General features: G+C 48.1%; 14 protein-coding genes and 1 pseudogene. 7 read left to right on the top strand and 8 right to left on the bottom strand.

Features of this window, described 5'->3' with window-relative positions; genetic code table 11:
* Positions 1 to 1,675, bottom strand: a 1,675-nt coding sequence (locus DXZ20_RS27075) for a S8 family peptidase (RefSeq protein ID WP_250565942.1), incomplete at its 3' end; no start/stop codon positions are given.
* Between the two features lie 181 nt (positions 1,676 to 1,856).
* On the opposite strand from DXZ20_RS27075, the gene DXZ20_RS27080 reads away from it, so the two are divergent.
* Positions 1,857 to 2,861, top strand: a complete 1,005-nt coding sequence (locus tag DXZ20_RS27080; protein WP_163702197.1) for a hypothetical protein — start codon at positions 1,857 to 1,859, stop codon at positions 2,859 to 2,861.
* Positions 2,862 to 2,930: 69 nt separating this feature from the next.
* Here DXZ20_RS27080 and DXZ20_RS27085 read toward each other — a convergent pair whose 3' ends face one another.
* From DXZ20_RS27085 to DXZ20_RS27095, 3 genes are all read right to left on the bottom strand, one after another.
* Entirely contained in the window at positions 2,931 to 3,626 is a 696-nt protein-coding gene (locus DXZ20_RS27085; RefSeq protein ID WP_163669191.1) for a hypothetical protein, read from the bottom strand.
* On the bottom strand, positions 3,623 to 6,082 hold the full coding sequence (locus tag DXZ20_RS27090) for a CHASE2 domain-containing protein (protein ID WP_163702199.1): 2,460 nt from the start codon (positions 6,080 to 6,082) through the stop codon (positions 3,623 to 3,625). The genes DXZ20_RS27085 and DXZ20_RS27090 overlap by 4 nt, the downstream gene beginning before the upstream one ends.
* 65 nt (positions 6,083 to 6,147) lie before the next feature.
* Positions 6,148 to 7,068, bottom strand: a complete 921-nt coding sequence (locus DXZ20_RS27095; RefSeq protein ID WP_163702201.1) for a trypsin-like serine peptidase — start codon at positions 7,066 to 7,068, stop codon at positions 6,148 to 6,150.
* A 436-nt stretch (positions 7,069 to 7,504) separates the two neighbouring features.
* Here DXZ20_RS27095 and DXZ20_RS27100 point away from each other — a divergent pair, with 436 nt between their 5' ends.
* The gene (locus tag DXZ20_RS27100; protein WP_163702203.1) at positions 7,505 to 9,937 is read left to right on the top strand and encodes a CHAT domain-containing protein; all 2,433 of its coding nucleotides are present in this window, start codon (positions 7,505 to 7,507) and stop codon (positions 9,935 to 9,937) included.
* 249 nt (positions 9,938 to 10,186) lie between these two features.
* Here DXZ20_RS27100 and DXZ20_RS27105 read toward each other — a convergent pair whose 3' ends face one another.
* From DXZ20_RS27105 to DXZ20_RS27115, 3 genes are read right to left on the bottom strand one after another with little or no spacing between them, the layout of a single operon-like run.
* Positions 10,187 to 10,969 carry a hypothetical protein gene (locus DXZ20_RS27105; RefSeq protein WP_163702205.1) on the bottom strand — a complete coding sequence of 261 codons (783 nt, stop codon included), beginning with the start codon at positions 10,967 to 10,969 and terminating at the stop codon, positions 10,187 to 10,189.
* A gap of 6 nt (positions 10,970 to 10,975) precedes the next feature.
* Positions 10,976 to 11,431 (bottom strand): hypothetical protein, encoded by a 456-nt coding sequence (locus tag DXZ20_RS27110; protein WP_163702207.1) that lies wholly within the window; start codon positions 11,429 to 11,431, stop codon positions 10,976 to 10,978.
* Positions 11,409 to 11,822, bottom strand: coding sequence for a hypothetical protein (locus tag DXZ20_RS27115; protein ID WP_163702209.1), 414 nt, complete (start codon positions 11,820 to 11,822; stop codon positions 11,409 to 11,411). The genes DXZ20_RS27110 and DXZ20_RS27115 overlap by 23 nt, the downstream gene beginning before the upstream one ends.
* Before the next feature lie 782 nt (positions 11,823 to 12,604).
* On the opposite strand from DXZ20_RS27115, the gene DXZ20_RS27120 reads away from it, so the two are divergent.
* The 5 genes and pseudogenes from DXZ20_RS27120 to DXZ20_RS27140 all read left to right on the top strand — a co-directional run.
* A complete protein-coding gene (locus tag DXZ20_RS27120; protein WP_163669204.1) occupies positions 12,605 to 13,744 on the top strand; it encodes an ABC transporter ATP-binding protein in 1,140 nt (379 codons plus the stop codon).
* A gap of 21 nt (positions 13,745 to 13,765) precedes the next feature.
* Entirely contained in the window at positions 13,766 to 14,446 is a 681-nt protein-coding gene (locus DXZ20_RS27125; RefSeq protein WP_163669206.1) for an ABC transporter permease, read from the top strand.
* 11 nt (positions 14,447 to 14,457) lie between these two features.
* Positions 14,458 to 15,537: an ABC transporter permease gene (locus DXZ20_RS27130; protein WP_163702211.1), complete on the top strand. Its 1,080-nt coding sequence runs from the start codon at positions 14,458 to 14,460 to the stop codon at positions 15,535 to 15,537.
* 80 nt (positions 15,538 to 15,617) lie between these two features.
* Positions 15,618 to 16,523: a glycine betaine ABC transporter substrate-binding protein gene (locus DXZ20_RS27135; RefSeq protein ID WP_163669209.1), complete on the top strand. Its 906-nt coding sequence runs from the start codon at positions 15,618 to 15,620 to the stop codon at positions 16,521 to 16,523.
* Between the two features lie 12 nt (positions 16,524 to 16,535).
* A pseudogene (locus tag DXZ20_RS27140) lies at positions 16,536 to 16,810 on the top strand (transposase); the annotation flags it as partial.
* 1,049 nt (positions 16,811 to 17,859) lie between these two features.
* Here the strand turns inward: DXZ20_RS27140 and DXZ20_RS27145 are convergent.
* Positions 17,860 to 21,756 (bottom strand): tetratricopeptide repeat protein (locus tag DXZ20_RS27145; protein WP_250565943.1); only part of this gene is annotated, 3,897 nt, incomplete at its 5' end.

Here is a 21,756-nt window from a genome sequence, read left to right on the forward strand (position 1 = left end):
TGCTGTAATAGCTGCGGTTCCCCCTCACATTTGTTGCCCCCACCGAAATTACGCCTGGCAACGCCGCCGGAAAAGATACTCCATCCAGCTGGCTATTTCCCGCCGAAGCGACAATCACCATGGTTGGATGTGCATCCAGTATCTGAAATATTTGATCGCTAAGCTCCTCGTCCGGTAACAATCCCCCCAGGCTCAGATTAATCACATCCACATCTCTTGCTGCCGCATAACCCATGGCCTCAATCAGTGCCGCTACAGTAATCTCTCCCCCCAGGCCAAATACGCGCACTGGCAAAAACTGTGCCTCAGGGGCAACACCGACTACTCCCTGACGATCCGCAGGATTTGCCGCAATTATCCCAGCTGACCAGGTACCATGAAACTCATTGCCAATCTCTAACTGAATAATCCGCCGCAGAACGTCTGCCTGTTGTTTTTCTGAGGCGGTGGGCATGACCCTAGCAATCTGTTGCGCCAGGTTTGGATAGGCTGCCAACAGATCCGCAGCCCCTAATGTAAATGTGCGCTGAAAATGGGGTCTCAGATAGGCCAACTCCTCTTCATTAATGCGGGTATCGGCATCTCCTAGAGCACAGTTTTCACTCCCTGCACAGGTTATTTCTTTATTTGAGAAATCCCAACCATATTCTTCTCCTGGCAGCCGGTCTGCTATAGTCTCTGGTACCGTATACACTCGGTTCACCAGATCAGGGTGGTCCCACTGGATCAGGCTATCGATAACGGCTACCACCACATTTTCTCCCTGGGTGGTCTCCCAAGCCTCCACTGCTCGCACGTCTACCCGTGGGTAGGGGCGAGGCCGCACAGCCCGACTGTTTAAATGCCACTGCAATGGCAACAATGAGTTAGGAAATGGGGACGTCTCATGGGCCGCAGATACATTAGATACATTTTCTGGACCATTGGTGCGTTGGGGGTCGTCCATAGAGAGAATATCCAATGTGAATACATCAAACGGGATGGACTGAACAAAATTTGGTGTGGCCGATTGAACGTTGGGTAAATTCCTTAGCTGGGTGGCTGCTGCCAGCACTGCTGTGCCTGACACATTATTGGCCCGCACCAGGTAGCGTCCTTCACTAAATCGTAGCGATCGCAATACGTCTACACCATATTGGGCCAACAAACGGCGGGCCGTTTCATCAGCAATGCCCGGTTCAAAACTCACCACTATTTCCTGGGTGACCACAATGGATTCAGTCATATTCTCCCGACTCAGCACCGGTAGGGTGGCCTGCACATAGGCTTGATTCAGCCGCTGTGCCCATTGTTCATCCAACCCATGGGGCAGTTCCACCAGAGCATAGCGTTCCCCCAGGGGTTTCACGGTGACATCCGCTTTATGTGCCTCTCGACTAAAGCTAGTGGCCGCTGTCAGGTCTCGCTGTAGCCGTAAATAGGCCGGTTCACTCAGGTCACGGGTAAAGGAGGGAACAGGCTTAAACTCCACCGCAATCTGATCTGAACGTTCCACCAGGGGAACTTGTTGGCCATAGAAGGTGTAGGATAGCTGTTCTTCTTGATCCGCTTGATCCGCAGTGAGCGTTGGATTTTGGGCAAGTATGGGCTGATTATTTGCCACTGCCGCTGGCTGGGACACCCCTGTAAACGCACCCGTTGCCATCAGAATCCAGGGAAGTAATTGCTTTAGCATTCAGTCAATCCTCAATCCACTCTCCGTCGTTACTTCTGAGCTGAAGGGACTTATTCACTGATCCACTTCACTGATCCACAATGTTCTCAAGTGTGAATAAGCTTTAACAACGAAGAAGTAACCCTTGCTGAGTGGCTCGTAGCAGCTATTCAGTCCCTGATTCTTCAATGAGGAGACTCCCATGCCCAAAGCTCAAATCGTGCTGCGGCAGCTACTCCAATATGGGTTACCTGCGATCGCACTATCCGCCGCTGGCAGTTTAAGTTTCATTTTGCTGTCCGGCAATACCTATGTCTTTGACATGTTTAACAATTGGTTCAATACCAATATCTTTCACCTACCCGATGAGTCTCAGCCTCTGGATAAACCTGTTCCTGATTTTCGTCCCGATAGCCAGATTCCTAACATTACTATTGAACTGCCCACGGTATCTGTCGATCCTGACATCACGGTAACAACTCCGGTCACGGTTGATCCTAGGATGATTTTTTCTCCTGAACTGCAATTCAATCCTGAACTTAACCCAGAGATTACCGCCTCGCCCACAATTGAGGTCTATCCTGAACTCAATACGAACTTTGACGTTGCCCCCAGTCTGGAGGTTACCCCCCAGGTGACAGTGCCACCTTATTTTCGCAACAGTCCTGAACGCCCGATCATCCTGACTAATCCAGATCGGCCCTCCATTAAAGGACCCGGTCCACTACCAGAAGGACCTGAGCCAATACCCATAGATGCCACTGTACCTGATGCTCCGAGACAGTCCCCTGAGCCAATTGTACCAACGGTTCCAGGTAACCCAATACAGCTTCCCACACCTAAGACGTTGCCAAAGACTCCAGTCTTATGGCAACAACCTTATCCAGCAGCAGTAGAGTCAGAAAAGAAACCTGACGAGCCTGAGTTTAATTTTCAGTTTCCTGAGGATGAGGTGGAAACAACGCCTGAAACACCCATTATCAGTTTTGACCCAGAGGAGCTACCGCCAGACCTGTCTCCCCAACCACGTTTAGGCAAAGAGTTCTTGCCTGAAGGTAGGGATATACCTCCGACATCTGCTCGTAGTCGCCCTCCACATCATCCAACAGACCCATCTGACAAGGTAGTCAGTGTGCCTGAACCAGGGATGGTGATGATAATTTTGTTCTTTGGGTTGGGATTACTTGAGTTTAAGAAAAAGCGTTAGAAAAATCAGGTGCGCACTAATCAGATAATACTGGTTAGTGCGCACCGTTCTGTTGAATATAGGCGTGCCCTAATCTTGAGAAGAGGTGCACACCTTCTCAATCATCTTTTCTTGGATTCCCAACAGCTCAGCCGATGGCTCCCTTACACTAAAGAGAGCTTGAATTGCATCGTAGGGAAAATCATGCTCCACAAAATACTCAGTCTGCTGAATCGCAGTCCACTCAGCATTAGACACCGTTGACTCATTCGGGCTAGAAAAACTCTCCAATTCATTGCTAATTAATGTCCGTGTCTCAGCTGAGACCATTTGAAAGTTAGGAATTAAGGTAGGATCTGCGTTCTCAATGGCATATATTCCTAACGTATAGGTTTCTCCGGGTTCTAAGGGGTCACCATCATAAATGACATGGGTTTCATCAGCAGATGGTGTGTATTCCCAAAAAGGACTCTTTGAGTCAACCGCTAGAGAGACTTTAGCCACTGCCCCAGGTTGCCAAACAATCACAGGCTGATCATGCCAGATCTCAGGAGTATTTGCACCCAGATGGGTGGGTGAGAGCACACATAGCGGTCCCCGTGACACCAAACTTCTTTCCCTGTCCTCATCATCCCTAACAATACGGCTCCAAATATTAGTTAAGCGGCTGCGTAAATCGCTAGAGGAGTTTTGGGCGCTAGCATTTGATCCCAACCCCAGGCCCAGGCATAGGGCAACAACACTAACCAACCCCATGCGCCCCATGGCCTTGAAGTGAATCGTCATAGATTTTTCTCCTGATTACAACGTTGCAAACCGGGTATGTGATATACCCACACAGTGGCCGTAGGCAGTAGCCAGGGCAAAACAATCGAGGCTGCACCATACACGACAATCCCGAATAGCCCATATCCGACACTGAAACCTATGAGCCCTAGCCAGCGATAGTGTCGTAACTGCTGATCCCGTTGCATAGCTAGCGCAGACATCGCACCTACAATGGTGCCAATTCCTACCATCCACAAAACAGGAATCGGTATCATCCAGTGCTGATTTAAAAAATGATGAATCATATACGAATGAGCTTCTACCCCTGTGAATCGACTACTCAAGTCCTGGGTTTGGTCTCGCCAAAATTGAATGGCTGGTGGATTCGGCACATAGTCACTTTCAGAGCCTATACCCGCCTCGTTGTAGCCACCAGAACCGATTAATACAATTTGGTTTTGCCAGTCATATTGAGCAGATAAATCTTGTATATCCTCTTCTAATAACGCATGGGCGGGTATGCGATCATAAATATGACTGAGCGGCATTGAAAAATCTACAATAGGATGGAACCAGCGTTGTTCTATCCACCGAGACAGACTTAAAATCGGTGACAGGCGATAGTTCAAGAGCTGATATAAGACTGGAGAATTATTGTCTTTTATAATCGTCTCAAATAATTCTTTACGCAGATTGTGGGTTCTGTCTAAGGAGGGGGTCAGGCTTTTGCCAGCTGGTGTCTCCCTTGCTGCATGGGTAATTGCCAGTAGGTAACTGAAAGGACAACGGCTGTGGCAATCTTGACCGATTTGTAGTGCTTTTAGGTGCCAGGAAGCCGGAGCCTTAGTCAACCCCTGCATGCTCCATGCCGGATTAGCCAACCCTTCTGAAGGGCCAATCTCTTGCTTATCTAGCAAATCACTGGCCAGCACTAGCCAGTTACCCTCATTGACTGCTTTCTCCAGGGTTTTTGTCAAGCGGGCATTATTCTCATCCTGACGCCGATCTAACAGATAATCAATACCAATAATCTGACTATCTAACTCAACAATTCGGTCTAGTAGCTTAGCTAAGTAGGCTCGATTGATGGGGTTGGCATCACCGTCAGGAATCCCCTTGGCAATGGATGTTTCATCCACATGGACCAACAGCACGGGGGGAGAAACGTCTGCCTGGAGAGGTTGAGTTGTTATCTGGCGAGCAACTGCCTGGGTCCATAGGCGACCCGCCATCAGCCTATCTCGCACCGGCGGTAGCAATGAGAGAATTGCGATCGCACCCAGCGCCATCCCCTGTTTTCGACTGGGCCATAGTTCTGTTAGCTTAGCTTGCCAACCCACTGGCTGGAGTCGAAAGAGCTGCGCACCCCGGTGGCTAAATAAAGAGGGCACTAAATAGGCCGATGGATAGGCCATTGTCTTTTCAGCTTTCAGTGCCTTTGTTGCTTCCTGTAGAGCTGTATGCACATCGGCATATTGGGATAACTGTTGTAAAAACTGTAATAGAAAGTATTGAGCGACGTCATTGTGGATCGGCTCTCGCATGATGGCTACCTGGTTTAGCCCCAGCGCCACTAGCCGATCAGCGATGTCTAAGCCTTTGCAGGAGTTAAACAGGGCAAACTGGAGGCCGTTGCGTTTAGCTTCCGCGAGGTCAGATTCCAGGTCGCGCATGGAGATTGTGGTTTTGGGTGCGATCGCAATCTCTCCCCCGAGTTCAGCCATTTCATTGCTATGGCCAAAGAAGAACAGCATATCCCACCCCTCTGGGTCACGAATTACATCTCGCACCTGATCAATCAGAGCATTTGTTTTCTGCCCCAGCTGCCAGCCAATTTTTTGAATAGTTACCAGTGTTTTCAACCGATCAATAGCATCTAAATCCTGCTTAAAATCCAGTCCCGTATCATCACCAATGATCACCAGAGTACGTGCTTTACGCCGTTGCTTCTTCGGTGGGTTTGCCGCCACAGAAATATTGGCAGGCAGCCGTGTAATCCGCATGGGTGGTCCTTGACCAAAGCCTCGGGCCAGCTCCCAGGTCTCCCATGGCAATCGTCGCAGTTCCATACCAGCACAGGTAATGTACAACGTAACCCCACGTTGGAGTCCCTCTCCACGCCGATTCAACTGTTCACGAATGCCAATTAACTCACGCCGTTCCAGCCAACTTTGAAACACCGTCAATAGGCGTACCTCAGCCTGACCCAGCTGACTCCGCAAGTCGGTTTGGGCAACAGGCACTTGCCCCACAGCCCCCGTTCGTCCCCGCATTGCCGATGACTCACCCACTGCATTGGTCTTCTGCAAAGCACGATAGAAATTGTAGTAAGCCCGCTGCCAGCGTTGGTGTAATAGGGTGAGTTCTTCAGGATAGGGCACCTGGGCGGTAAGCTGCATGCCATCGCCCCAGGTCAGATCAAAGAGACAGATCTGCTGCACATGGGTAACAACAAGGCGATAGGTTTGATCCATATAGATTAAATTGCACCGAGTGAGTGGCACCGAGTGAGTGGCACCGAGTAAATGGCTGGCTATTTTTATCGACTTGTTAGCTGAGGAAAGCGATCAAGAATACGAGAGATTTTGACACCATAGTTAACGACTCCACGCTCCTCACGATCTAGCTGAGCGGCTGCATTCAAACCGACGATGCTAAAGTCTTCACCATCCTTAGCTAAAAGCGGGCCACCTGAAGAACCACCATAGGTATCACAAATGTGATAAATCACTTCCTCCGCCTCAGCGGTGATACTACAGCCAATATGGGCGGCGGCAGTGAGACCGGGAAGTACTGCAGGGTAGTCACCGGAGTAACCCACCATGATCAGGTTATTACGGTAGGTCCCTTGCACAAGGGTTTGGGTATCGATCGCCTTTAAAGGAATAGTCCCAAACTGTTCCCCAAGGGATTTATTGAGTTTTAGAATGGCCCAATCATCCTCATGGGGGGGATCACTACGGTCTTGAAATTCTGTACCGAGCAGCCCGTCAATGACCTCTGCACGGTCTAGGGGGGAACTAACGGTGCCATCGATAACATTCGGTGAAAAGACTAGCCGAGCAGCAAATTGACTGGTTTCAGGGTCAATGACACAGTGAGAATTAGTCAGAATAATATCGACATCAATTAGGGTGGCGGTGCAATGGTAGCGGCCACCGTCCTGGGTCATGCCATCTAAACGGCCAATGGCTGTCCAAGGGTAGGCGCGTAGGCGCACCTCAGTACGGTCATCAGGGCCAATGATGCCACGACCGCCGTCAGGTTCATTAGAAATGGGCAGATTATCGGGCACAAACGCCGATGTGGAAAGATCAAGTTCGCTGGGGTCAAGGGTGAATGTAGGGGCTGAACGCCGAATCGTTACATCTGCCTTAGCAGACTGTAGCTGTCGCCAGTTCAATCCACTGGTAAAAAGAATACCAATGCCAACGATAGAAGAGAACACTAATTTCTTCATGGGTTAGTCTAAAACCAATCTGATAAACGAAGTCAATTGCAATGTGGTGATCCGTTGATGCACTCTTTGCACTACATCTATCGTTACCGCTCGATGCACCCAGGTTATTCGAACGAGCTGTAATTTTAAGATTTCATTCAGATGGCACAAGGATGCTGACAACAGTTAAAAAATGACCGCACATCAATGGGACGACTGTGATCTAAAGCGACTCTCAATCTATGGTAATGATTGATATTAAATTGGTTAGACTTAGCAAAATGTTGGCTATACCTGCTTAAAGTGTTGGCCAATCACGGTCCTATACTCCAGTTCTATAATGAAAAAGCCAAAACCCACCAAAACTTAGAGCAATTCAACAATCAGCCTTATTTGAAAGCCTAGCTAAAAACAACGACATTTGCCCCAGAGGTGTCCGCATCAATGCCAGTGCCCTATGCTCCACCGTTATTGTCTGCTCCTATCCTGCCTGCTGCTATTGATCCCTAGCAGCGTTGCTGCCAGTGGTATACCTGCTGGAAATAGCGTACGATCAACCCTCGCCCAAACAGCTTCTTCTCAAGAGCTAAAAGACCAAGCTGATGGTTTACTCCAGACAGGTGTCACCGCCTATGGTGAAAACCGTTTAGACGATGCTATTGACTCTCTCCAAACCGCCCTCAGTCTCTACCAACAGATTAATGACACGGCTTCTCTATCGTTGATCTGGCAAACCCTGGCTTTGATCTATGGTCAACAAGGATTGGTAGCCTTTAGTGCCGCTGACTATACCGCTGCCATCACCCACTACCAGCAACAGCTCAATGTCGCCCAACAGCTAGGTGATCCATCGCTCACAGCCCAGGCATTCGGCAATCTAGGCAGTGCTGCCGTGCAGGCCGAGCAGTTTGATGTGGCTGAGACCTATTTGCAGCAGAGTTTGGCCCTTTCTCAAACAGACCCGCTGAACCAGGCTAGGGCCCTGAGTTTGCTGGCAGTCACCTATTCTGTTCTAGGCAATTATGATCGTCTGTTGAATACGGCACAGGAGTTGGAGGAGGTGGCAACGTTAACCCAAAATCCAAGCCTCCAAATACAGGCTGCCCAAAGTCTGGGCATCGCCTACTTCTTCCAGGGAGACTATCCCCAAGCCCTGACGTATCATCAACAGGTTGTCACCCTGGCAGAAGCATTAGAAGATCCCTATTTTCAAGCCATAGGACGGGCCAACGTTGGTGAAACCCAGCTGGCGCTAAAACAACCCGAGATAGCTCTAGAAACCTTGCCCCAGGCGCTAACACTAGCCCAAGCAACGGGTGATCCGACCCTCATTGGCAATGTTCTAGGCACCCTGGGGTTAGCCCATGCCACCCTGGGTAACTATGGCCAAGCCACCGACCTGCTGCAACAGCGGCTACAGGCGGAACAGGCGGCAGGTAGTCTGTTAGGGACTGCCCAAACCCTCAATAATCTGGGTAATGTGGCCTTTCTTGATGACCGTCTGGACGAAGCTGCTATCTACCTACAACAAGCCATTCGTTTGTGGGAAGACCAACGCTCTACCCTGGGGACCGATGATCAAAGTCGGATTCAGCTGTTTGATACCCAGGTATTAACCTATCGCACCCTGCAGCAGGTATTTGTTGCCCAAGGCCAGCCTGAGTTAGCCCTGGAAGTGACTGAACAAGGGCGCGCCCGCTCCTTTGTTGAACAGCTGGCAAAAGAGAACCCAACACCTGCCCAACCAAAGCCCACCCTGGCAGGTCTTAAACGAATTGCCCAAGAGCAGCAAATTACGGTAGTAGAATATGCCCTCATTGTTGATAACCAAGAGATTTTTGCACCCCAGCGACGGGATAATCAACTGCAAAATCAGCCTATGGAGCTCCTCATCTGGGTGGTACAACCCACCGGAGAGATTCAGTTTGAGCAGGTTGACCTGACAGACTATCCTGCCCTGGGTGATTTGGTGGCTGATGCTCGTTCAGACTTGGGGGTACTGGGTCGAGGTGGCATTAAGGTTGTTTCTACGTTTGATCCGGAACAACAAGGTAACTCATTACGCCAGCTCCACGATATATTAATAGCTCCCATTGTCCAGCATTTACCCCCAGACCCCACTGAGCCAGTTGTGGTTATTCCCCAGGAAAGTTTGTTGCTGGTGCCGTTTGCAGCCTTACTGGATGATGATAATCGCTATCTTATTGAGCACCATACCCTACTCAGTGCGCCCTCTTTGCAAGCCTTAGGGTTCATTCAACCTGCCAGTGGGTCTGGCGCTGTTGTAGTGGGTGATCCAACGATGCCAGAGGTGCCAGGGTTTGAGCTGGCCCCATTGCCAGGGGCCGAGAAGGAAGCGATTGCGATCGCACCCCTCCTCAATACCACTCCCTTACTAGGTGAGGCTGCAACTGAAGCAACCGTAGTTCCTCAATTGGCCAATGCCCGATGGATTCATTTAGCGACCCATGGATTACTGGATTACGCTGGTGAGGATGAATCGATTACGGTCCCCGGTGCGATCGCGTTAGCTGCCGGAGATGGTCAGGACGGCTTACTAACGGCAACAGAAATTGCCAACCTATCCTTATCAGCAGAGCTAGTGGTGTTAAGCGCCTGTGATACTGGGCGTGGTGAGATTACGGGCGATGGCGTAGTTGGGTTATCCCGTTCTCTTTTGCTAGCCGGAGCAGAGCAGGTGATGGTTTCTTTATGGGCAGTTCCCGATGCCCCAACAGCAGACCTGATGCAAGATTTTTATCAACAAGTGACCAAAAATCCTCATCTTTCTTATGCCCAAGCCCTACGTCAAGCTATGTTACAAGCAATTGAACAGGATCGTACTCCCAGAGAATGGGCCGGATTTAACCTGATTGGCAACAGTCTGTAATCGGCTCAGTTACACCTAAACTTCCACAAGCTTAAGAAGCCCCCTTTTCTCAAGGGGGAGACAACAGTGCCCAATAGTTTGATATGCAAGCCATCCAGCGAATATATCCCCAGAATCGCATAAGCCTCCTCACCCCAGAAATAGCCAATCAACATCCTAGCCTTCACCCCCATCACCCCATCCCTCACCATTCCCATCCCTCAGCAGAACGTTTGTTGATTTAGAGTTAGGGGTGAGCGATGTTGTGGCTCACCTGCTTGAGTTCATTTCAATTGCCTGTTGCACAGCCTGTTGCCGTCTAGCCTGGTCCCAGCGGATGGAGTTTAGGGTGTTACCTAGACCAGGGGCATTCCAGTGACCGCTATCGGGATCAAGAAATGCATGGGTTCTGGCCCAGATAATGCGGTCGGTTGCACTCATTGTTTGCAGGTTGATGTTGGTGTTATCACGTCTGTAGAGCTTTGCCAGCCAATTGATATAGCCTCGATCTAGAGCCGCTAAGGGGGCCTGATTAGCTAGATCGATGCCGTTGAGTTCCTCAGCAAGGGATAGAGTGATCTGTTGTGCACTAGCCTGTTGCCGGAGCTCAATAGCCTGGTTGTACAGGCGCTGGAGCTGTTTGTTATCGGCTTCGCCAGGGGAGTTGGCTCCATGCTGATAAGAAAAGCTGCCCAGATTCCACTTGTGGTTGCCAGGATCTATATGGCCGTAGTAAGCAGAGGTATAGCCACCGTCGGGGGTGCGGGTGCCCTCAGCACTGCCCACAGCACGAGCAACTAAGGAGTTGCTCCCGCCGTGGAATAACGTGTCTAAAGTATGGAGAACCTGGGTAACTGGTACTGGTGCCCCTTGAGGCTTGGGCGCAAAGCTGAGACTAACTGCGTTGTTGTGGTCTGTGTTTTTGATTCGTTGGGGAGGATGAGCCCTTGGTGAATCAAATGTCAGGGCAATATCTTTGGCAGGAGCCGGAGCGGCCCACAGTAAGACAATGCCCATAGGAATTGACCAGTGAACTGACCAGCGATAGGTCATGATGCATTACTCCGTCAGAAATTGTTCAATCAGATCAGTGGCCGGTTCGATCAGTGCCCAAGTACCATCAGGTTCTTTTCTAAAAGCGGCAAAAACTAGCTGCTGAGCCCGACCAATGATGTGACCTTTGTTGTTTTGCCCCAACTTGGGGCTATTGATGCCGCAGAGTCGAAACAGATAAGCGGGCACCTCGGGGCTGGTGATCGCAATGCAATGCGGATCCATAGGCTGGACTTGGCCATCAAAGGGTAGCCGCACTGGATCATCATCCAATTCAAGAGTAACGTCCCCAAGACCGCTACTAATGCGATAATCTCCTACCTGATTACCCACCTGGAGTTCCCAGGTTTGTTGAATGGTAATGTTGCGAGTTGGGGGATCTGACTGGCAGGCCGTCAGCAGAGTGAGCAGTGCACCACCAGTGATTTTTAGTATGTGTTTAGTGCTGAAGTTTAAAGCCATAGCCGACATACTCCTCCTCTTCGTAAAGCACAACCAACCAGGTATTGGGATCAAATGCCAGGGGATAGGCAGTGCGTTCAGCGATGACCCCAGCCCTCACCTCAAGGGTGGTTAGTGTGCAGTAAGGCTCTTCTGCAATGGCTTCGATGGCCTGGCGATTTTCTCGTTCGGGGATCGTGAGCAATTGGATAAGCTGTTGTCGTGAGAGAACGGCTTGGCTGGATATTATATCCTGGCAGAGGTCTTTCTTGGCTGAGGCAGCTTTGGCTTGGAAGCGAAGGCCGATACCAAGGCTGAAACCTAGGAGTATAAGCATGCTACCGCTGATAAGGCGATAACGCCGTTGTTGTCTGGGTCGTCGTTTGGGTTGTCGTTTGGAGCGTTGGTTCATGGGGTACTCCTTGTGTCCAGATGATGTGAGTATAGACGTGTCTATCTACAAGAAACAATAGCTAAATCCTTATGTATTAGAGGTTTTAGGCTTTGTGCAATAGCCTCTAAAGGAGCGGCAACAAGGGTTGATTAGCTGTTAAAAAAAATAAAACTATTTTTGCAACAGCTAGGGCAAGTGGATGCAACAGAGTCGTTGATATAGAAGAACTCTTTTCTACTCCCCAGAACTGGGATAACAGAAAGTGATTATCACCATTAATGATCAGCTCAATTGAGTACTGGAGTTGTTCATTGCTCAAAAACAATCGTTAGTTTACTCTTGATTTAGTGGGAAAGTTGTTCTGTAATATCTATGTTACTAAAGTAGTATGGAACAACTTAGCCCTTGATCTCAAATTGATATTTAGATATATCACCCCAATTAATTGTTTTTAGGTGAGTTCATCTTTTTGAAGAGAGCCAATCAGCTTAGAAGGGAGTTGTTCATGAATGCTCAGACACCTTCGAATCAAGGTGTTTTAAGAGCCAAATATTCAATTATTATTAATATTCTTCTGAGGTTAAGCTTTGGCAATATCTTTGCCAATTACTTGTGGTGTGGCATTAAAGATGAGAAGGTGTCTTTTGTAGCTTGACGAGACACAGTCAAGGATATGGACTTGTTGTATGGCTCTTATCCCTAACAATCACACTATAAAAATAAATGTAATAAGAACTAAATCTTAAGAATGACTGTTCTCAACTAGCTGGTATTGATCTTTCACAATCCAGGTAAATGCAATGGTACCAATGATTCAATTTGATGATGTCACGAAATACTATCCCAGTTCAGGCAAGCCTGCGGTTCAGAGGTTAACGATTGCTGTGCCTGAAGGTGAAACCTGTGTCGTCATTGGTCCTTCTGGATGTGGCAAAACAACGGCTCTAAAAATGGTCAACCGTCTGATTGAACCCACCAGTGGCAATATCTTTGTTGGGGGACGCAATATCCTGAAGCAGGATACGATTGAGCTCCGTCGCAATATTGGTTACGTGATTCAGCAGGTCGGTCTATTTCCCCATTTCACAATTCGAGACAATGTTGCCCTTGTTCCTCAAATGTTGGGTTGGAGTAAGAGGCGCATTGATCGTCGTGTGAATGAGCTTTTAGACATTGTTGGACTAGATCCTTCGCAGTTTTGCGATCGCTATCCTCGACAGCTTTCAGGGGGGCAGCGTCAGCGCGTGGGTGTGGCAAGAGCACTGGCGGCTGATCCACCGGTAATGCTGATGGATGAACCCTTTGGGGCCATTGACCCCATGACTCGAGATCGGTTGCAAAACGAATTCCTGCGTCTGCAAAAGCAGCTGAAAAAAACCATTGTGTTCGTTACTCACGACATCAATGAAGCCCTCAAAATGGGAACGCTCATCTGTATTTTGCAAGTCGGGGGAGTCCTGCAACAGTTTGATACACCGACTAATATTCTGTCCAATCCGGCTAACCGCTTTGTTGCAGATTTTGTCGGTTCAGATCGAGGCTTAAAAAAGCTTACCCTGGTGCGTGTCGGTGAGGTGATGCAGACCACTCTAATTCAAGGTCAATGTAATGAGTCTGCGTCGGATTTGGCCACTCGCATGCAGCAGTACAACCTGGATAGCATATTTATCGTTGATGATGCTCAAACGCTTATTGGCTATGTCACCCTTGACGGTGCACAAGCTCATCCGGGTAAATATGCCCATGAGATTGTGCATGAGATTATTACGACAACTGAAGAGGAAGCCACCATGCGAGATGCATTCTCTGTAATGTTGAGCTATGGGATAAGTCTTTTGCCTGTGCTTGACAGCGCGCACCACTTAGTGGGACTGGTTTCAGCGGACGATGCCCAGCGTCTGATCAAACGCTCCAAGGTTCTGACTACCTCCGTAAAATAGGCCGTTAACCCCAGTGTAATAATGGAAAATTTCGTTCGTTTTCTAGTCAGTATCAAAGATGGTTTGCTGTATTACCTGCCTGGTGTAGGACGTCCTGACCGAGTGCTAGATTTTTTGGGAGGACACCTGTTGATCACATTGGTGACACTGGTGCTTGCTGTCCTAATTAGTGTGCCATTGGGGATTTTAATCACGCGTGTACGCGTTCTTTATGATCCGGTCATTAAACTTGCTGGAATGTTGTATACCGTCCCCAGCTTAGCGATGTTTGGTATGCTGGTGCCGCTGGTAGGTATTGGGTTTAAGGCGGCGATTATTGCCCTCACCCTGTATTCTTTGCTGGCGATTATCCGTAACACAGCGGTTGGTATTGACGGCGTTGATGCCGCTGTCATTGAAACTGCTCGCGGCATGGGCATGCGCGATCGCAGTATTTTACTTAAGGTTGAACTCCCCCTTGCTTTACCGGTCATATTTGCAGGAATCCGCATTGCAACGGTTTCGACCATTAGTTTGGCCACGTTAGCTTCTTTTTTTGGAGCAACTAGTCTAGGCAATCTAATTTTTGAAGGGATTTCTGCAGGCGGTACCCGGAACGACAAAATTGTGGCTGGCGCGATTGGTGCCGCTGTCCTTGCTGTTTTATTTGATCAGGTCATTGGATACATTGAGCGAGCCTTGCCCGGCTCCGCCACTCAGTAGGAGGAGTCTGCATGTTGAGGGAAATGTTCGATTACATTGTCAGTCAGTCTCAAGAGTTTACAATTGCGTTGAGTCAGCATTTGCAGATTACATTCATTGCGCTGGCCATTTCGATTGTCCTAGGCCTGGTGTTAGGCATCTTGAGTTCACGGGTGAGATGGTTACGAGACCCTTTGCTCACCATCAGTAAAATTGGTCGTACCATCCCAAGTTTGGCAATTTTGGCGCTTGCCTTACCATTGTTGGGAATTGGTACGCCACCCACCTTAGTTGCATTGGGATTTATTGGTACCTTACCTGTGTTGCTCAACACAACCGTTGGCATTGAACAAGTTAACCCAGATACCAAAGAAGCGGCCTATGGCATGGGGATGAGAGATCTCCACGTTTTACTAAAACTTGAACTGCCGATTGCGTTGCCCATCATTATGGCAGGTGTGAGAACCGCAGCTGTGGTGGTCGTAGCGAGTGCTACCCTGGCAGCATTTATTGGCGGTGGCGGTTTAGGAGATTTGATTTTGCGGGGACATGCCCTGAATAAAGATCACATTATGTTAGCAGGGGCATTGCCTGCGACCTTGTTAGCCTTCTACTTTGAGGAGGCCTTTGGTCGCCTAGAGACTTGGGCCACACCTCAGGGCTTAAGGGATATAGCCAAAACCCCCACTGGATTTACGAGTGTTTTATTAGCTGTTGTTGTGATGCCACTGATCTTTGGAGTTTTGCTACCCTGGGAATTATCTATTGATGTTTCTGGCAATCCTATTGTGCTAACGGGTCTCCACCCTGAGTATCGAGCCATTGGTCTATCCGTTTTGCTTTTGAGTTTAACTGCAACATTGTTTCCTCGACGAAAGCCGCAGGATCATTCTTTTCTGACCTCGTTTATCCTTGCCGGAACAGCACTTGCTGGGTTGATATGGCTGTTGATTGGGATCTTAACCACTATTGAACAACTTCAAATCGGATTGAGAATGTTTCTCTTAGCGACGTTGAGCATTGCGGTGATCACTGGATTTGAATGTATCCTTAACTATCGCAATTATCAGGCCAGAACTAAACACCTCCGAGGGATGGCTTCATCGCCATAAATCCTGATGTTTGTTGACCTTTGTATTTTCGCTATGTTTTTGATTAATTGTTTATCTTGTAGCTTGCCAGGAGAGTACTGATGTTTAGACGACGTATCTTTTTAGGTATTTTATTAGGCCTCTCAATCGGAGGTGTGACCGCTTGTAATAGTAGTAATCCAGACGCACCAAAAATTCGCATAGGTTCAAAAGAATTTACCGAACAATACATTCTCGGCAATCTCTACGAAATCCTGTTAGATGAGTCAGGATTTAATGCAGACTACCGATCTATAGGAGGAACCAGTGAAAACCATCAGGCTATTGTCAGCGGAGATCTTGATATCTATCCAGAATATACAGGTACCGCTCTACTAGTTCACCTCAGTATGGGGTTTGACTCAAGCATGGGAGCAGATGAAGTCTACAATACAGTTAAAGACACCTATGCCGAACAATTCAATCTAGCTGTCCTTGACCCAACAAGCTTTAATAATACCTATGTCTTCCTTATGCCCAAGCCACGGGCGAGTGAATTGGGTATTCAAACTGTGAGTGACCTGTCGAGTAAAGCCAATGATTTGACACTTGGCACCATCCAGGAATTTACTGCCCGAGAGGACGGACTACCTGGGTTGAAAAATACCTACGGTGGGTTCAATTTTAGAGATGTTGTTGCCCTTGATCCAGGGTTACTTTATTCCGGCATTGAAGAAGGAGAAATTGATGTAACTGCTGGATTTGGCACAGATGGACAAATTGTCGCCTATGATTTACTGGCCTTAGAAGACGACAAAAACTTCTGGCCACCTTATCCGGCGGCTCCTATTGTAAGACAAGAAATTCTCAATGAATATCCCGAAATTGCAGATATCCTCAATCAGCTCTCTGCCTTACTAGACGCTGATACAATGCGAACCCTCAATTGGCAGGTGGCCGGTAATGGGCGAGAATCTGATGAAGTAGCCCGTGAATTTCTAGAACAAAATGGACTAATTGGAGAATAACAATATATCTGTTCTTACTTTGAGCTGATGGGAGTATTGGTGACCTTGCCGGTGCATACAACCCTGTCGCGTCGTCAAAAGATCGTAGCATTGAGTTACCAACGAAACCCACGACTGGAGGACGTCATGTGGTGGTAGACATTACGGGCATTAAAGTCTATGGAGACGGGGAATGGAAAACCCGTCTCCATGGCGTCAGTAAACGTCGCACTTGGCTCAAACTCCATTTGGGTGTCGATGAGCAAATGGGAGAGATTCTGGCAGCCGTGGTGACCTCGAACGCCGTGATATGTGAGGCTGCGAGTAGCAGACTAAGCAGGCATGGCCCTGGGGGCTCTCATTGTGAAGGTGCGACCCATGAAGGACAGCTCAGCATCAGTTTCCATGGTTTCGATAGTCTGAGCAGCGCTTCTCTGATGCTATGGCCCAGTGAGGTGTAGCGTTGGGCAATGATTCTAGGGACGCTTTAAAGCACAACAGCACCCAGAATGATCTACCTGAGGAACTCTTCTGCATTAAACGAGACTTTCTAGAGTTGTTCTAAGAAGGACTATCTTCACTAAAAACAATACTCTCTAGCGCAAGTAAGAAGAAATATCAGTGACCTGTTTGGGTGCTATTTGTAGTCTGTCAAACGATAATATAGAGATATCGATTGTTGACCTCCTTTGTTGTGATTATAAGCTTTTCAGCCTATATATTTACCATACCCTTAGGATGGTTCAATGTCTCTTTTCTGACATAAACGTTAATGTTGTTAGTTTTTGTGACTGGTCAGTGAGGTAGGTCTCTGAGGTATTGTGGTTAATAACGCTGCAAGTGGTGATTTGTCCGTTTAGAATCGATTCGTTATTGCGCTGAGTCAAGCACGGCCCGGTTTGAGACATGGATGCAGGATGTGGATGATGTGAGTGGTCCGGCGGCGGTGTTGGATAGTAGTGATTTTGCTCTGAGGTTGATGGAGTGGTAGTGGCGAGGTGGCATAGTTGTAGTTTTATGCAACGACATCACTGCATAAAGTCTTGGGTGATTAGGTAGAGACTTTCCACCTAATCACCCAAATCGGTATGTTAGGCGGACAAATGTCCCCCTAATAAAGAGTTAGCTAGCTCCGCACAAAGGTCTTGCGCTCGTCCTCGCAGATAATCAGTTGTGGCGGTTGCTTAAAAGTTGGTTTATGGTGGTGGCATTAATTGAGCAGTTATTTACAGGGATGGTATTTGAGGAGCTACGATGATTGACTCCACTTCATAAAGTTAGTTGGCTTTATTACTGTCCAGCTCTGATGGACAAGTGAAGTTTTACACTACCTTAAAGATGGAAGAGGCAACTAATTTCAGGCCTCACCATCCCCTGCTTGTATCTGTCGCAACAGAGTTTGTGTTATTGGGTGATCGGAGAGTTGCGCGGCTTGCTCTGCTGCTACCAGTGCTTGTAGATAAGTAATGAAACTACTACGAACTTCTTGTGTGTCAGTATGATCAAAGCCTAACTGACATTCCCGAATGTCTAAAGAACGGGCAAAGCAGGCTTCGGCTTCAGCATAACGTCCCACCGATTCATAGAGTAATGCTAGCTTGTATAGGCTAATAGTAATATGGGGATGATCGACTCCCAGTTGCTTTTCGCGAATTTGAATCACCTTCAAATAGAGTGGTTCTGCCTCTTTAAGGCGTCCTTGAGAATTATATAAAAGAGCAAGATTATTAAGGCTGATAGCTGTATCGAGATGATCTTTCCCTAATTGAGTCTCACGAATCTGAAGTGCTCTTATATAGAGCGGTTCTGCCTTTTCATAACGCTGCTGAGAATCATATAAAAGGGCTATATTGTTGAGGCTAGTAGCTGTATCAGGGTGATTTTCTCCTAATTGTACTTCACGAATTTGGAGTGATCGTAGGTAGAGAGGTTCCGCCTCTTCGTAACGCTCCTGAATTCGGTACAAATATCCCAAGTTGGCTAGGTTAATAGCAGTATCGGGGTGATCCCCCAATTGTGTTTCGCGAATTTGGATTGCTCGTAGGTAGAGAGGTTCTGCCTTTGAGTAGTTGCCTTGATCTTGATACAACATTGCCAAACTGTTGAAGCTGCTGGCAATATCAAGGTGATCTTCCCCCAGTTGCGTTTCACGAATTTGGATTGCTCGTAGGTAGAGAGGTTCTGCCTCTTCGTAACGTCCCTGGATATAGTAAAAGTAAGCTAGTTTGTTTAAATCTGTAGCTACCTCCAGATGGTCCTTGCCATAATAGTGTTCATCAATTTCTAGAGTTCGTAGATAGAGAGGTTCCGCCTCTTGGTAACGACTCTGAATACGATAGAAATCTGCCAAATTTGCCGAACTAATAGCAGTATTGGGATGATTTCCCAGTTGCGTTTCACGAATTTGAAGTGCCTTCAAGTAGAGAGGTTCTGCTTCTTGGTAACGACTTTGAATGCGATAGAAATATGCCAAGCTCGCTAAACTCTCTGCAGTATCAGGGTGATTTCCTAGTTGGGTCTCACGGATTTGGAGTGATCGTAGGTAAAGGGGCTCGACCTCCTCGTAGCGTCCTTGTGCTTCACACAACCCTGCCAAATTACTCAGAATAGTAGCAACATTGGGATGTTCTACCCCTAACTGTTGCTCCAAAATAGTCAGTGATCGTCGATAAAGCTCTTCTGTTTCATCGTATCGTCCTTGTTCTCGGTAAATGCTTGCCAGATTATTGAGACTTAGAGCAATATTTGGATGGTCTTTCCCCAACTGCTTTTCCCCAATAGCTAGTGATCGTATAAGAAAGGGTTCTGCTTCGCTGTAGCGATTTTGATCTAGATAAAGGTTTGCCAGATTATTGAGACTTAGAGCAACATTCGGATGATCTTGCCCTAGTTGCTGCTCCCAAATGGACAATGATCGTCTAAAAAGCCCTTCTGCTTCGCTGTAGCGCTCTTGAGCCTGGTAGATCATTGCCAGATTGTTAAGAGCTTTGGCAATGTTGGAATGACCTTGTCCTAATTGCTGCTCCCAGATAGCCAGCGATTTCAGGAAGAGGGGTTCTGCTTCGCCGTAGCGCCCTTGTGCTTGGTAGAGCATTGCCAGATTGTTGAGGTTTAAAGCAACATTCGGATGGTTTTGTCCCAACTGCTGCTCCGAAATAGCTAGCGATCTTAGGATAAGGGGTTCTGCCTCACTGTAGCGCCCTTGTACTTGGTAGAGCATTGCCAGATTGTTGAGGTTTAAAGCAACATTCGGATGGTTTTGCCCCAACTGCTGCTTCCAGATAGCCAGCGATTGTAGGAAGAGAGGCTCTGCCTCACTGTAGCGCCCTTGTTCCCGATAAATGTTTGCTAGATTGTTTAGGTTTAGAGCCACGTTAGGGTGATCTTTACCTAACTTCTGCTCGAAAATGACTAATGCCCGCTGGTAAGTATCTTCTGCTTTTCTGTAGCACCCTTGGTCTAGATAAAGTGTTGCCAGATTGTTTAGGTTTAGAGCCACATTAGGGTGATCTTGGCCTAACTGCTGCTCCCAGATAGCCAGTGATTGCTGGCAGCACAGTTCTGCCTCATCATAGCGCCCTTGCTCTCGATAAAGGTTTGCCAGATTGTTTAGGTTTAGAGCCACGTTAGGGTGATCTTTACCTAACTGCTGCTCGAAGATAGTCAACGCTCGATGGAGAAATTGTTCCGCTTCGCTATAGCGTCCTTGCTCTCGGTAGGTCATTGCCAGATTATTGAGGCTGGTGGCGACAGAAGGATTGTCATTGCCTAACTGCTGTTCATCAATAGAGATTGACCGTAAGAAGAGAGCTTCTGCCTCGCCATAGCGTCCTTGGTCACGATAAAGTGCTGCCAGATTGTTAAGACTCTGTGAAAAGTCTGAGGGATCACTGCCTTGCTGTTCACTGATAGAGAGTGATTGCAGAAAGAGAGCTTCTGCTTCGCTATAGCGTCCTTGCTCTCGATAAAGGAGTCCTAAACTGTTGAGGTTATTAGAGATAGAGGATTCGTCACTGCCTAACTGCTGCTCACGAATAGAAAGCGATCGTAGGAGGAGTGGCTCTGCTTCGCTATAGCGCCCTAGCTTCCGATAAAGACTTCCCAGATTGTTTAGGCTGTAAGAGAAAGCAATGTGATTAGATCCTAGTCGAGCTTCTGTGGCAGTGCAGCATTGCTGAAACCACAATAATGCTAGATCATAAGCGCGCCGTCCCTCACAGAATCGAGCAATTCCAGTGAAGATCCAAGGTAAATCAACATCTGTTAGCCAAGGAGACAATGTGGTTGCGGCTTCCGCTAAGTGGGGAATCCCCAGCGCCACCTGCTGCATCTGGATCAATGTAGGCTCAGATGGAATCATTATTCTTGCCACCCTAGCTAGAACCTGGCATAGGGATTGTTTCATCGCGTCTATCCCTGCCAACTGCTCTTGCTTAGCCACAAAAAATTCCCGCAGCAGTTGGTGCAGTTGATATATGCCCTCCCCGGTCCGCTGCAACAGATACCCCCCCAGCAATTGCTCATCCCGAAGATCTTCCAAGTCTTCCTCATCCCAGGCTGGTAAACAAGCTTCCACCAACCCCCATGGAATCTCTGCCAAGGCAAACAGACTCAGCAATCCCGCCACCTCTCGCCCTGATTCATTCAAGGTATCCCAACTCAATTCAAAGGCGGTGATCACATTTCGAGATACAGTCATTTCGGGTGCTGTATCCTTTAATGCCTTCGCCTCCAAGCTTTTAACCTGTAACCGTTTCCAAAGCGTTTCCAGAGAAGTATCTGGTTTCCGTGCCAGGTATCGCCCCACTAACTCTAAACCCAGTGGCAAATAGCCCAGCCATTCACAGACTCGTTTGGCTATCTTCAGTTGTTGATCAATACGCCCATCAGTCACCAGCGAACCCAGCAACTCCAGTGCCGCTGCCTCCATCAACACCTCTAAATCCAGCCGCTGATCCACCGCCAACAACTTTAGCCGGGTGGTCATCAACACTCGAAAGCGGGGATCGAGCCGATTCAAATACGGCTTCACCAACTCATAATCCGTTACATCATCCAGGACTATCAGAATCGGTTCCCCCTGCCAGCGGCGGCACACCCATTGCACCTTCTCCAGCAACGTTTCTAGGACATCGGGTGCTTCTAGTATCCCCAATTGAGTGCGGGCAAACTCCAACAAACCCAAGCCTACATCCTGCGCCCTAACGTTAATCCAGCACAAACCGCCAGGATAGGTATTCGCCTGCAAGTGCTG

The sequence above is a fragment of the Adonisia turfae CCMR0081 genome (genome assembly GCF_011009555.1).
Taxonomy (GTDB): domain Bacteria; phylum Cyanobacteriota; class Cyanobacteriia; order Phormidesmidales; family Phormidesmidaceae; genus Leptothoe; species Leptothoe turfae.